The sequence below is a fragment of the Streptomyces sp. NPDC097981 genome (genome assembly GCF_040302565.1).
Lineage (GTDB): Bacteria > Actinomycetota > Actinomycetes > Streptomycetales > Streptomycetaceae > Streptomyces.
Window position 1 is genome coordinate 50,759 of record NZ_JBEORW010000025.1, and the last position, 13,395, is coordinate 64,153.

Genomic DNA, 13,395 nt, shown 5'->3' on the forward strand with positions numbered 1-13,395 from the left:
CCGTTCACCGTGGATGGACCCTCCGCCTGTGCAACAGCCCTTGCGGCCCGCGGGTTACGCCGGCAACGCATCCCGGTTGGCTGACCGTTGCTTTACCGCCCCTATGCCTCCTTATTACCTTGTTACGCTCTCCCCTGGTACCGTCGCGTTGCGGACTGGCGGCATGAAACCCGCCGGTCCGACCACGTCACCGGACCGCGCTCGGCGCGAGGGCGCTCGGCGCGTACGCACCTGCCCCGACTGGCCGCGCAGTCGGGCCGGGCGCAGCCGTCGCGGTACGGGAACTCAGTGGCGCACGCGGGCCGTTGGCGACGACCATGCAGCGCATGAGTGACCAACCCGCGCGATGGACCCAGGCGACCGTCTACCCCGACATGTGGGCCGACCCGGACGAAGACCCCCGCAACAGCCAAGGAGGCAGCGCCGAGGGCGAGCTCGCGACGCTGCAGGAATTCCTGTCGGACTACCGCAAGACCCTGCGGATGAAGTGCGAGGGCCTGGATGCGGAGCAACTGGCCCGTCGCTCGGTTCCGCCTTCGACGATGTCGCTGCTCGGCCTGGTCCGGCACCTCGCCGAGGTGGAACGGGACTGGCGCAACTGGATCCGCGACGGCGACCCGCTGCCCAAGCTGTACGGCGTCCGCGACGCGGACTTCGACGGAGCCGTCGCCGAGCAGGCCGTGGTCGACGCCTCGTACGCCGATCTGGAGCGTGAGCAGGCCGCGACCGACGCCGCGCTGGCCGAGCACCCGGACCTGGGCGAGCGCGTGGGGAAGGACGGGATCGCGGTCCGGGAACTGATGGTGCACAGGGTCGAGGAGTACGCCCGGCACTGCGGGCACGCCGACCTGCTGCGCGAGTGCGTCGACGGACGGGTGGGCCAGTAACGGGGCCGGGCGGCGGCTCCCGCCGCACCGTCACCCGTACGCGTGACGGTGCGTGGGTTCCGCCGGCTCCCGTACGGCAGGGTGGGTGGATGCAGTTGCGCCGGGCAGCCCTGCCCCTGATCCTCGCCGCGCTGGCGCTGACCGCCGGGTGCGTGACCGTGCGGCCGGCCGGACCCGCGGAGCCGGCCCGCGCGGTTCCGTCGGTGGACCGGACGGCCGCCCGGGAAGCGGCGGTCGAGGCCCTGCCGTTGGGCCCGCTGCCGGCGTCGGAGACCCCGTCGGCCCCGCCCGAGGACGCGCCGGAGCCGCCCGCCGCGCCCGCAGCGCAGCCCGAGGGGCACCGGCCGCAGCGCGGGAGCGGCGACCGCGCACCTGCCGGACGGGCGCACCCCGCGCACCCCGCCCCGGCGCCGAAGCCGAGCAGGCGGCCGCCCGCACAGCCGAAGCCCCGGCCCGCGCCGCCGCGTGCGTACGACATGGCGCCCCTGTGCGAGGCCGCCAAGGGCACGGTCTCCCCGTCGATCGTCGCCCTGTGCCACTAGGAAGCCCGCCTCCCGGCCCGTGACCGGCAGAATGACCCGATCCGGATCATCCGAGTGGCCCCGGCCCGGCTGCGGGGCGTCGGCGGGCGGGTTCGCTTGGATGGTCGGCGCGGGTCCGACCGGAGCCCCGTACCGCCTCCACCCTCGGGGAGTCGCCATGGCGAGGATCACCCTGTTCGGCGCGACCGGCACCCTCGGAGCCCACGTGCTACGCGAAGCGCTCCACCGCGGCCACCAGGTCACCGCGGTCGTACGCGACCCCGCGAAGCTCGCGGACTCCGCGGCCGACGTGGTGCGGGGCGACGTCCTCGACCCGCACTCCGTCGCCGATGCGGCCGCCGGGCAGGACGTGGTCATCAGCGCCGTCGGCCCCGGGGCCGGGGACCCGGAGGTGCTGGTGACCGCCGTCAAATCACTGATCGGCGGCGTCTGCACACTCGGCCCGGAACCCCTGCGGCCCCGTGTGATCACCCTGGGTGGGGCGGGCTCGCTGCGTACCCCCGCGGGCCCGCTGGTCCGGGACCAGGCGGGAGCGCCGGAGGCGCTCCGCGCCCTCATGAACGCCCACGGGGAGGCGCTGGACTTCCTGCGCACGGTGCCGGTGGAGGAGGTGCGCTGGAGCTGCCTGAGCCCCGCCGCGCAGATCGTGCCGGGCGAGCGCACGGGCACGTACCGGCTGGCCCTCGACGACCTGATCGTGGACGAGGACGGCCGCAGCCGGATCTCGGCCGAGGACCTCGCCGTGGCCCTGCTCGACGAGGTCGAGCGCGAAGCCCATCCGGGCCGGCGGTTCACCGTCGGCTACTGACCGGGCGTGCCGCTACCGGACGGGCGGCGCGTCCGCGGCGTACATCTCCGTGAGTTCGGCGCCGAGCCGGGCGAGCCACTGCCGCACCTCCGGCGGGTCCAGGACCTCGACTCCCGCCCCCAGCCCGGACAGGTGGGCGGCCAGCGCCTTGGGGGCCGGTCCGTCGACCCACACCTCGGTCCAGCCGTCGGGCAGCGGACCGCCGACGCGTACCCGGCCGCCGAGGAGCCGCTGCAGCAGGGCCACCGTGTCGGGGTGGACGCGGGCCCGCGCGGTCACCGCGTACATGCCGTCCTGGAAGGCCCCGGACAGCTCCCGCCAGGCCGTGGCCAGGTCGAAGCCCGGCGGCCGGACCACGGATTCGCCGGTCGGCTCAACGGAGAGGACCCGGCTCAGCCGGAACGTGCGCAGGCCCTTGTCCGTACCGGCGACCAGGTAGTCGACTCCCGCCTTGGCGACGAGCCCCAGGGGGTCGACGGTGCGCTCGCCGGCCGGTTTGCCGACGCCCGCGTATCCGAGGCGGACCCGGATCCCGTCCACGACGGCGCCCTGGAGCGCGGAGCGGTGGGCGGCATCGGCCGTGGCGGGGTTGCGGGACCAGTCCGTGGCGTCGACGACTCCCGCGCGGGTGGCGGCCTCGGCTTCCGCCCGCAGGGTGGGCGGCAGGGCCCGGACCAGCTTGCGCAGGGTGGTGCGCAGTTCGGGAGTGGCCGTCAGGGGTCCGGTGACGAGGAACAGCGCCCGGATCTCGTCGGTGGTCAGCCCGGTGAGGTTGGTACGGGCCCCGCCGACGAGGGACCAGCCGCCGCCGCGGCCCCGCTGTGAGTAGACGGGGATGCCGGACGCGGCCAGGGCTTCCAGATCACGGCGGGCGGTGCGTTCGGACACCTCCAGTTCGGCGGCCACTTCGGGGACGGTGACCCGGCCGCGCTCCTGGAGGAACAGCAGGGTCGCCACGAGTCGGTCGGCTCTCATGTGCCTCTTCTCTCCCGCCGCGGCGTCCGCATCTGCGTCTGCTGCGTCTTCCTCGCCGTCTTCGTCTACTTTCCATTCTCCTCGGCAAACTGGCCAGAAGGTGGCCAGTTCAGCATCCAGGATGAACTCATGACTGAGACCACGCAGCTCACCGAGACCCCGTCCGCCTCCACCGGCTCCACCGCCTCTTTCGACCCCCGTCTGGACCTCGCCGCGGCCGTCGACCTGGCGGGCCGTATCCTCGCCGCCGTCCGGCCCGATCAGTACGACGCCCAGACCCCGTGTGACGAGTTCGACGTCCGGCGGCTCTCCAGCCACCTCGTCGCCGTGGTCCGCCGGATCTCGGTGATCGGGCGCGGCGAGGACCCGTTCAGCGTCCCGTCGTTCGCCGACGAGCTCGCCGACGGGGCGTGGGCGGCGGCGTGGGAGCCGGGTGCCCGCGAGGTCGCTCGGGTGTGGGCCGACCCGGCCGTCCTCGGCCGGCAGCTGCGCCTGCCGATGGGTGTCATGCCGGGAGCGGCCGCCGCGGCCGTCTACACCCACGAACTCACCGTGCACACGTGGGACCTGGCGATCGCCACGGGGCAGCGTCCGGAGTGGGACCCGGCCCTGATCGAGCGGGTCATCGCCGTCGTACGCCGCGCGCTGCCGGCCGAAACCCGCGGCGGGCGGATCCCGTTCGCCGAGGCCGTGCCCGTGGACGCGGACGCCCCGGCGATCGACCGTCTGGTCGCCTGGGCCGGGCGCCGTCCCTGACCTCGCCGCTCGGCATCGCGCCTGCCGTGGCGGCCGACCGGTGGACACGGCGGGTGATCACCGTCCGCCGGTCCCGGTCGGCTGCCATCCGGTTCGCGCAGGACAGTCGGGTTCAGTGAATGCCCAGCAGTATCAGTTCTGCGGCGGAGAACCCTTCGCGGACCTCCTGATCCGCCGCTTCCCTCAGCTCATCGAAGGAGACCCCGATGTTCGGGTAGGTTGCAACGATCAAATGTGCCCACCTGGTGATCACCGTGCGCACGTCATTTCCCACGTCGCCGTGGTCGTAGGTCTGGATGTACTGTGCGTGCCGCACCTGCGCTGACGGCGCAACGCGGCTTCGCAGTCCAAGCCCTGCGCCTTCGGTCATCCTGTTGATGAGTCTCGTCCGCATGGCATCTATGTCCAGCAGGGCGAGCGCCGTGTCGATGGGATCCGGATCTCCGGGCCCGCTCATCCCGCCTTGGATGCGGTCGAGCCTTGCGAAGGTGGCCCCTTCGCCGTGCCCCAGCGCAGCGCCGAGGTCCGTGGCGCTCCCGCCCGTGGTCGCGAGCCGGTCTGCGTTGTGGAGGGAGACGCAGGCGCGCATGGTGTCGCTGACGTAGGCCGACCACGTGTGGTGACTGAGCGCGGGCTCCGTCCGGAGGAACGCCATCCTTTCCTCCAACTGCTCGCGGACCGAATGCCAACTGGCAAGAAATTCGGTGCCGCTGTTCACCGGGGGATGGTTCCGGGACTCGTTCAGGAATTCCCCCATGAGTGTGACGGCATCCGTCAGGCCTCGCCCGCTCAGGGCGGTGACACGCCTCGTGATGAGGCCCCACGCCACCGTGTGCGACCGCTGATTGGTCACGAATTGGGTCTTCGGGCGCTCGCTCTCGCTCACCTGGATGTTCCCGATGACAAGACGGTTCCCGTCGGGAATGACCGAAGACCGGACGAGGAAACCCGTCTCCAGGGCGCCGAGGTCCAGCGGGGCGCCCATGGAGGACACGTCTCCACTGCTGTCGTCGAATTCTCCCAGTATCAGTGCGTAATCGGCATCGTGATCCGGCCTGTAGTCACCGTCGTACTTAGCCTTGAGGTATTCGTCGATGGTCGGGAAAGCGACACTGAAGGTTTCACTGAAATGCTGAACGGCCATGGCCTGGGCGGGCAGCGCGGCGGTCGGCATGCCGGGCGCGTCCAACAGGGAATTGCGAAGCCTCGCCAGCATTTCGTCATTTTGCGGATTCTCTGCATACTCGCCCTGTTCGAGCGCCCTTTCCGCCTGCCGCAGGGCGGCCATGGCGGTTCCCTCCCCGTGCCCGCGCGGGGTTCCCCTTCTGTACGTCGCGATGGAACTCAGCTGATAGGTCCGCACGAATCCTTCGAGGAGGTTGGAGAGCTGGTGACCCCACTGGACCAGCGGGGCCCTGGCGGTCCCCGCGTTCAGCGCGGCGAAAAGGGCACCCGTCGCCACGAATTCCTCGTGCCATCTCCCGGCGGCGCCGGGGGTCGTCCAGGTGCTCATTTCAAGCCCGCCCATGCGCCCGAGGTGATATTCGATGTACCTGACGAGCGATTCCGCCGACCTGTTGGAAAAGTTCATCAGAGCTTGACGGAGCAGCGTCCACGCCGTGGTGTGGGACTCCTGGTCTGCACCGAACTGCGTATCGCCCCGGTCGGAGTCGCTGATCGTCACGTTGGATATCTGCACGTCCGCCAGAACCGCCGGGAGGCCGGCGAGCGCGGGATTCCTGTGGTCGACGTCGATATGCGCCCTGAAGTCTCCGTCGGTGGTCCCGGCCACCTCGAAGCTGTCGGCGCGCATCAACGCGGGCGGATAGGCGCGCTGGATGACGGGACTGCTGTGATCTCTCGACCCGGCCTCCGGAGCGTGCCCGGTTCGCTGCACCTGAGGCGCCTCGCCCGACATGACGCGGGTGGCGTTGGCCTCCGCTTCTTGTTCGAAGCGGTCGGACGGGTCGGAGACCTTCAGGCCCGCCCCGTTGTCGGTTCCGGCGACGGGGCCTTGGCGTTGCTGGATGACGTGGGTGAGTTCGTGGGCCAGGGTGTGCTTGTCGGCGCCGCCGTCGCCGATGACGACGTGGCTGCCGGACGTGTACGCGCGGGCGCCGACGCTCGCGGCGGAGGCCCGGGCGGCACTGTCGTCGTGGATGCGGACGTCGGTGAAATCCGCTCCGAGGCGGGATTCCATCTCTTCGCGCAGCGCGGTGTCGAGGGGGCGGCCGGCGCCGGCGAGGACGTCGTGGACGGCCGAGCGCTGTACCGGCGCCACGGCGCCCAGCGGACTCCGGGGACTCGGATGCCCCTGGTGGCCGCAGCCGGCAGCGTGCCGGTGCTCTTCCTGGGCGTACGGGTACCCGGCCAGTTGCAGCATCCGGAGCACCGCCGCGTTCCCGGCGGTCCGCTGGAGCGCGAGGAGGCCTGCCCGGTCCGTCGGGGCAGGCCTCCCGGGGGTGGGGGACTGCTTTTCGGTGGCCTGGTCAGGGCCGTGTTCGTGCAGCAACGGGATGCCTTTCCGTGGGATCGACACCACGAGACCCGGATACCGCTGCGTCCGAAAGGCCTGCGAGGGCAGGTGCCGGGCAGTACCCGCTGCCCTTGAGTCCCCTCGGAGGCCGTCACCGAAGGCCGTCGAGCACGGCTCCTTCGTCCTGCGTCCTTTCCGCATCGCCGGCGGACCGCGGGGATGCTCCGAAGCGCGCGAGGCAGTGCCAGACCTTCTTGACCGCCTGCGGGTCGTGGCGGCCGGTGCGTGCGGCATCCCCGATGATCTGCGGATCGAGCAGGCCGCCGACGGCGATCCGTGTGCCCAGGTCGACGTACTCCTGGCCCCGGTAGGCGGGATGCAGACGGAGTTCCTCGACCGTGAGACGGAATCCGCCGTGCCATTCCACCGGGCACGGAAGACGTCGGGCGAGGTCCTCGACGGCCGTGCCCCGATAGCAGGGGTCCAGGACCAGCGCCTCCACGTCGCGGTCCAACCGGACGGGCCCGTGCACCTGCGCCTCAATGTAGTCGTCGAGGGCGTCCTGACGGTCGGCCAGCGCGAGATCGACGAGCCCCATGCGCTCTGCGACACCGAAGTCCGAGGGTTCGAGGAAGCTGTCCGGGTAGCAGAACGTGGTCCGCGTCAACGCCCCGGCGGTCAGCCGGAAGTGGGCGGACCCGAACCGCGGCGCCGCACCGACCGGCTTGCGGCGCAGATTCAGTGCTCCGTAGACGGGCCGCTCGCGAGCAGCCGCGTCGTCGTACGCGCCGTTGAAGATCCGGCTCTCCCATCGCCACCGGTCACCGCCCGGGTGGGCGGTCAGACCACCGTTGCTCGTCCCGGTGACGAACTGCGAGAGGTAGACGGCGTCCTGCGCCAGCGCCTCCAGGACCGTCCTGCCGCCCGCCGGGCGGTCCGGGTGGAAGTTGAGGGTCACCCGCAGCACCGGATCCACCGGTGGACCTGACGACAAGGCGGCCACATGCCCAAGGGCCCGTTCCTGCGGTGTCTGGACGGCGTCGGAGCTCATGGGCGCAGTCTCCCCCGAACGGATCCGTGAACGCATGCGGGTTTACCCCCGCGCCTGCATCCGGCCGCAGGCGGGACGCGCCATTTGTCAGGGGGCGCGCTTGCTCCGGGTGTCGTCCACCTGACCGGCTGAGCAAAGACGTCGACGTCTGCGGCATGCCCGGCACCTTCGCGGCGTCACGCTCGCTTATTGGGTGGATGCCCTCGCTCCGGATACCTAGAGTGACGACGCACCCCGTCGTCGAGCAGGAGCCGTCATGCGCACGCACTACCCCCGTACACCGCATCTTCCCTGGTCGCCCGGGGTGGCGGCGGACGACGTGCGCGCCGCCGGGCTCGCGGGGCTGGCCGGGCGGGAGGTCGTGGTCACCGAGAAGCTCGACGGGGAGAACACCACTCTGTACGCCGACGGGCTCCACGCCCGCTCGCTGGACTCGGGCCACCACCCCTCGCGGGCCTGGGTCAAGGGCCTCCAGAGCCGGATCGGTGCCGGCATACCGGCGGGGTGGCGGGTGTGCGGGGAGAACATGTACGCCCGCCACTCGATCCCCTACGAGGACCTGGACGGCTGGTTCTACGGGTTCTCGGTGTGGGACGGCGAGCACTGCCTGGACTGGGACCGGACCGTGCGCTTCCTGCACGGCCTCGGGGTGCCCACCCCGCGCGTGCTCTGGCGGGGCGTCTTCGACGGGCGCGTGCTGCGCAGGCTGCGGCTGGACACCGCACGGCAGGAGGGCTACGTCGTACGGACGGTGGCCGGCTTCGCCCGCGCGGACTTCGGACGGTACGTCGCCAAGTGGGTGCGCGGCGGCCATGTACAGACCGACACGCACTGGATGTACGCGCAGGTGGTGCCGAACGGGCTCGGTCCGCAGGCCCCGCTGTGGGCGGTGCGCTCCGGCTCCGAGCCGGATGCGGAGGAGCTGACGGCCTCCGTCGGCCTGGACCGCGCGCCCGACGCCGCAGTCGGGCCGGTCGTCGCCGAAGTGGCGGGCCGGCTCGACGCGTCGGGCCGCACCGGAGAAGACCGGCTGGCCGGCGTACTGGCCGCCGTACTGCACCGCGAGCCGCGGGCCCGGATCGGGGCCCGGCTGGCGGCAGGGCCGCTCGGGATGGCGTTCGCCCGGCGGATCGCGGACCTGGTCGGGCTGTACCCGTGTCTGCAGCGGCCGTTCCCGGACGAGGGCCGGCGGGCCGGGCTGGTCCGGATGGCGGTCGCCGCCGACCTGGGGATGCTGCACGCACTCGCCGGAGCGGCGGCCGCGGGGGACGCCGAGGCGCGCGAGTGCGTGGAGTGGTCCGCGCTGTACGCCGAGGAGGCCGGGCTGCTCGGCCCCGATCCGCTGGGCCCACTGCGCACCGGGCTGCGGGACGCCCTCGGGGGTCTCGGCGCGGACGCGGCCGACCGCTGCTGGGCAGAGGCCCGGGAGGCCTTCGGGCGGGGCGGGATCTCCACCGCCGAGGAGGCGGTGGCCGCGACCTGGCGGTGGCGCGACGGCGGCTTCCCGCGTCTGGTGCAGCTGTGCGGGCCGTCGGGCAGCGGAAAGAGCACGTACGCCCGGAGCCTGCCGGGCGTGGCCGCGTACATCAGTCTTGACGATCTGCGCACCGCCCGGGGTTCCCGCGCCGACCAGCGGGCCAACGCGGACGTGCTGCGCGAGGGCCTGGAGCGGCTGGACGCCGCGCTGGCCGCCGGCGGCACGGTGGTGTGGGACGCCACGTCCCTCACCGAGCAGCAGCGGGGGCTGGCCGGTGCGGTCGCGCACCGCCGCGACGCGCTGGTCACCCAGGCCGTGGTGCTGGTCGAGGAGGCGGAGCTGGTCCGGCGCAACGCCGTCCGCGCCCATCCCGTACCGCCGCAGGTACTGACCGACCAGCTGCACCGGTTCAGCCCGCCGTATCCCGGGCACGGGCCGGCGCACCGCACCTGGTACATCGGGGCTGGCGGGAACGTGGAGGACGCGGCGGGAACCATCGGGGGCACCGCGCAGACGCGGGCAGTGACAGCGGCAGTGGGCGAGGACGGCTGATGCGTACCAGTGAGGAGCTCTACCACCAGGTCCGCTGGGACCCCCGGTTCGATCCGGCGCGCTTCGTGTTCGGGCTGCACCAGCGCGGGGCGCCGCCGAAGCGGATCCCGCTGCACTCCTTCGTGCCGGGCGGCGACATCCCCTGGCACCGGGTGCTGTTCGTCGAGGCCGACGGCGAGCTCGTCTGGGACCGGGCGAGCGGGGTCGACCTGATCGACTCCACGCAGGCCGGGCGGATCCGCGAACCGCGGTTGCTGCGGGCCCCGTTCTTCACCGCCCGGAGCCCGCACGCGTGGGATCCGGCGGGCGGCGGCGCCTGGCGCCCGGCCGGGGCCCCGGCCGCCGCGCCCGCGTCGCCCGTCCCCGGCCCGGGGCCGCAGCGGGTGCGGCTGCTGACCTGGAACACCCTGTGGGACCGGTACGACGCCCCGCGCATCGACACCGCCCGGCGCAGGCCCATGCTGCTGGCCGACCTGGCGGCCGCGGACGCCGATGTGATCGCCCTCCAGGAGGTCGAACCCGCGCTGCTCGGCATGCTGCTGGAAGAGCCGTGGGTGCGGGCCGGGTACGCGGTGGGCACCGACCCGCGCGGCAAGGACGTCGCCGCCAGCGGGCTGCTCGTGCTGAGCCGGCTGCCCGTCCGGGAGGCGGGGCTGCACCTGCTGGGGCCGCACAAGGCGGTCGCCGCGGTGACGGTGGACACCGCGAGCGGACCCCTGGTCGTGGCCTCCGTCCATCTGACGAGCGATCATACGGAGAACGGCTCGGGGCGACGCGGCATCGAACTGGCCAGGATCGCCGAGGGCCTGAGCGGAATCGAGGCGGACGCGGCGCTGCTCGGCGACTTCAACGACGGCCGCTCCGGACCGGAGGGACCGGCGGCCGCACTGGGCATGCGGGACGCCTGGAGCGAGGTGCACGGAGGGCAGGACGCCACGCCGACCTTCGATCCGGCGGCCAATCCACTGGCCGCGGTGGGCTCGCTGTCGGGGCGGGCCGCCCGGCTGGACCGGATCCTGCTGCGCTCGGCGGGGGCTCGGGTGCGCGAAGCTGCCCTGCGGGGCAACACCCCTGGTCCGGAAGGGCTGTTCATCTCCGACCACTTCGGGGTGGAGGCGGTGGTGGACCTCGCGGGACGGGACGACGGGCCCGCGGTGCTCGGCGTACGGGCGACCCCGCGGACGGCGGTGGCGTGGCTGCCTCCGCACGATCCGGCCGTCGAGGAACTGCGCCGCGAGCACGACCCGGCGGTCCGCCGCTGGCCGGCACACGTGAACCTGCTGTTCGGCTTCGTACCGGAGTCCTCGTTCGAGGAGGCTCTGCCCCTGCTGGCCGAAGCGGCTGCGCAGACACCGCCGTTCACGGCCCGGCCGGCCGGGGTGCACACCTTCGGGCACCGGGAGGACGCCACGGTGTGGCTGGACCCGGCGGCGGCCGGCGACGCGCCGTGGCAGCAGCTGCGGCAGGCCCTCGCCGCGCGGTTCCCGGGGTGCCGCGGCCGCGAGGGCTTCACCCCGCACCTGACGCTGGGGCGCAGCCGGGATCCGCAGCGGGCGTCGGCGGAGTTCTCCGCGCGGCTCGGCGGGACCGGGACGCCGGCCCGCGTCGGGGAGCTCGCGGTGCTGTCGCGGCGCGGGGACGGGCCGATGCGGGTACGGGCGACGGTGGAACTCGGCACCGGCACGTGGCGGTGGGTACCCGAGCAGGGCCCGGAGGCGGGCCGCGAGTCGCCGTCGGGCCCCGGGCCCGAGCCCGGGGCGCAGGACCCGGCCGGGGCCGTCACCGCCCGGATCGCGGCGGCACTGGGCGACGGCGTGGTGCACCTCGCCGGATCCCGCCGCATGGGCTGCGCCCTGCCCGGGGCGGACCTCGACCTGGTCGCGGCCCTGCCGGGCGCGCCCGGGATCGCGGAGGTCCGGGAGCGGGTCGCGGCGGCGCTGCCGGAGGCCGAGCGGATGCGGGAGGTGACCGGCGCGCGGGTGCCGGGGCTGCGGCTGCGCACGGCCGGACTGGATGTGGACCTGGTGGTCGTCGCCACGGGCGGGATGGACCCGGCGCGGGCGGTGGAGCGGCGGGCGGAGCTCGGCGAGGCGGCCGCGATCGCACTGAGCGCGGTGAGTGACGCCGATGCGGTACGGGACTTCGCGGGCGCCGAGCGGTATGCGGAGTTCGTCCGGCTGGCCCGGGACGCCAAGGCGTGGGCCCGGGCCCGGGCACTGGACTCGGCGCCGTTCGGCGGGCTGCCGGGGCTGGCCTGGGCCGCGCTGGCGGCGCGTACGGTCCGCGAGGCCGTCGACCTGTCCCCCGCGGCCCTGCTCCGGGAGTTCTTCGGGACCTGGGCCGCCTGGGACTGGCGCGAACCGATCGCCCTGACCACGCCTTCCCCGGCCCCGCACCCGGAGGCGGAGGCGGACGCCGTCACGGTCCTCACCCCCTCGGCACCGGTCCGCACCTGCACCGCCCAGGTCGGTCCGGGACTGCGCGACCTGCTGGTTCGGGAGCTGTACGGGACGTGGGAGCTCCTTGAGGCCGATGCCGAGGCCTTCCCCCGGGTCCTCGCCGCCCCGCCGCTGCACCGCCGCCACGCGGCGTGGGCGGTGGTGACCGTACGGGCGGACGCGCCCGGGGAGTTCGAGGAACGCCTGGGCCGGGCGCGCGGCCGGATGCGCGCCCTGCTCGGCGCGCTCGCGGAGGCCGGTGTCCGGGACGCGCACGCCTGGCCGCGTCCCTTCGCGCTCTCCCCCGTCTCGGCCCGGTACGCGATCGGGCTCGGCGCGACCCCGCCGGACGCGGCCGCTCTCGCTGCGCTCGCGGGCCGCTGGTCAGCCGACCTCCCGGGCGTTGAGGTCGCCTGGGCGGAGTGCGGGGCGGTTCCCCGGCTCGGGTATCCGCCCCTCCCCGGCGACAAGTGACGAACACACGACACCAGTCGGCCGCCGCCCGGAATGACCCTCCGAATACGGCCTGCTCTGCCCGCCCAACGGGCGCAGCGGGACGGAGCGGCCCGGGACCACGGCTTCCCGGGCCGGGGGTCAACCTCGCTCAATCAGTGTGCGCGGCAACGGCGTTCTGTCAGAATTCGCTTCCGGCAGGGCGTGCGCACACGAGGGGTGGAAGCAGCTGTGCAACCGATTGTCATCGTGCTGATCCTGCTCCTGTTGGTCCTGGTGGTCTCGGCGCTCAAGGCAATCCAGGTGATCCCACAGGCCAGCGTCGCCGTCGTCGAACGCAACGGCCGCTACACGCGCACCCTCAACGCGGGCCTCCACATCGTCGTCCCGTTCGTCGACACGATCCGCAACCGCATCGACCTGCGCGAGCAGGTCGTACCGTTCCCGCCGCAGCCGGTCATCGGCCAGGACAGCCTGGTCCTCAGCATCGACACGGTCATCTACTACCAGGTGACCGATGCCCGCGCCGCGACGTACGAGGTCGCCAGCTACATCCAGGCCATCGAGCAGCTCACGATCACCACCCTGCGCAACATCATCGGCGGCATGGACCTGGAACGGACCCTGACCTCCCGTGAGGAGATCAACGCGGGCCTGCGCGGAGTCCTCGACGAGGCGACCGGCAAGTGGGGCATCCGCGTCAACCGCGTCGAGCTGAGGGACATCGAGCCGCCGGCCGCCGTCCGGGCCGCGACGGAGAGGTACATGACCGCCGACCGCGACAAGCGCGCCACGATCCTCCAGGCCGAAGGTGCTCGGCAGTACGACATCCTGCGTGCCGAGGGCGAGAAGCAGTCCTCCATCCTGCGCGCCCAGGGCGAGGCGGAGGCCGCGCAGATCCACAGGTCCGGCTCGCGGGCCACGGCGCCCGGCGAAGTGTCCGTACGGCCGGTGAAGCACGATCCGCTGTTGCCGGACGA

9 protein-coding genes and 1 pseudogene are annotated in these 13,395 nt (G+C 73.2%); 7 read left to right on the forward strand and 3 right to left on the reverse strand.

The features are described 5' to 3' along the window. The first annotated feature begins 317 nt into the window (after positions 1-317). The 3 genes from ABTY04_RS23790 to ABTY04_RS23800 all read left to right on the forward strand — a co-directional run bounded on the left by ABTY04_RS23790 (position 318) and on the right by ABTY04_RS23800 (position 2,237). Positions 318-887: a DinB family protein gene (locus ABTY04_RS23790; RefSeq protein WP_352215385.1), complete on the forward strand. Its 570-nt coding sequence runs from the start codon at positions 318-320 to the stop codon at positions 885-887. A gap of 89 nt (positions 888-976) precedes the next feature. Next, on the forward strand, positions 977-1,429 hold the full coding sequence (locus ABTY04_RS23795) for a hypothetical protein (RefSeq protein WP_352215386.1): 453 nt from the start codon (positions 977-979) through the stop codon (positions 1,427-1,429). A gap of 157 nt (positions 1,430-1,586) precedes the next feature. Beyond that, the gene (locus ABTY04_RS23800; protein WP_352215387.1) at positions 1,587-2,237 is read left to right on the forward strand and encodes an NAD(P)-dependent oxidoreductase; all 651 of its coding nucleotides are present in this window, start codon (positions 1,587-1,589) and stop codon (positions 2,235-2,237) included. Positions 2,238-2,249: 12 nt separating this feature from the next. Here the strand turns inward: ABTY04_RS23800 and ABTY04_RS23805 are convergent, their stop codons facing one another. Next, the gene (locus ABTY04_RS23805) at positions 2,250-3,212 is read right to left on the reverse strand and encodes a helix-turn-helix transcriptional regulator (RefSeq protein WP_352215388.1); all 963 of its coding nucleotides are present in this window, start codon (positions 3,210-3,212) and stop codon (positions 2,250-2,252) included. A 129-nt stretch (positions 3,213-3,341) separates the two neighbouring features. Here ABTY04_RS23805 and ABTY04_RS23810 point away from each other — a divergent pair, with 129 nt between their 5' ends. Continuing rightward, entirely contained in the window at positions 3,342-3,968 is a 627-nt protein-coding gene (locus ABTY04_RS23810; RefSeq protein ID WP_352215389.1) for a TIGR03086 family metal-binding protein, read from the forward strand. A 112-nt stretch (positions 3,969-4,080) separates the two neighbouring features. Here the strand turns inward: ABTY04_RS23810 and ABTY04_RS23815 are convergent, their stop codons facing one another. Beyond that, positions 4,081-6,351 (reverse strand): eCIS core domain-containing protein, encoded by a 2,271-nt coding sequence (locus ABTY04_RS23815; protein WP_352215456.1) that lies wholly within the window; start codon positions 6,349-6,351, stop codon positions 4,081-4,083. Between the two features lie 244 nt (positions 6,352-6,595). Continuing rightward, the gene (locus tag ABTY04_RS23820) at positions 6,596-7,495 is read right to left on the reverse strand and encodes a DUF3626 domain-containing protein (protein ID WP_352215390.1); all 900 of its coding nucleotides are present in this window, start codon (positions 7,493-7,495) and stop codon (positions 6,596-6,598) included. Positions 7,496-7,751: 256 nt separating this feature from the next. On the opposite strand from ABTY04_RS23820, the gene ABTY04_RS23825 reads away from it, so the two are divergent. The 3 genes and pseudogenes from ABTY04_RS23825 to ABTY04_RS23835 form a co-directional block, all read left to right on the forward strand. Further along, a complete protein-coding gene (locus ABTY04_RS23825; RefSeq protein WP_352215391.1) occupies positions 7,752-9,524 on the forward strand; it encodes an RNA ligase family protein in 1,773 nt (590 codons plus the stop codon). After that, on the forward strand, positions 9,524-12,436 hold the full coding sequence (locus ABTY04_RS23830; protein ID WP_352215392.1) for a poly(A) polymerase: 2,913 nt from the start codon (positions 9,524-9,526) through the stop codon (positions 12,434-12,436). Before ABTY04_RS23825 ends, ABTY04_RS23830 begins: the two co-directional genes overlap by 1 nt. 210 nt (positions 12,437-12,646) lie before the next feature. Further along, positions 12,647-13,327, forward strand: a pseudogene (locus ABTY04_RS23835) (SPFH domain-containing protein); the annotation flags it as partial. Positions 13,328-13,395 lie beyond the last annotated feature (68 nt).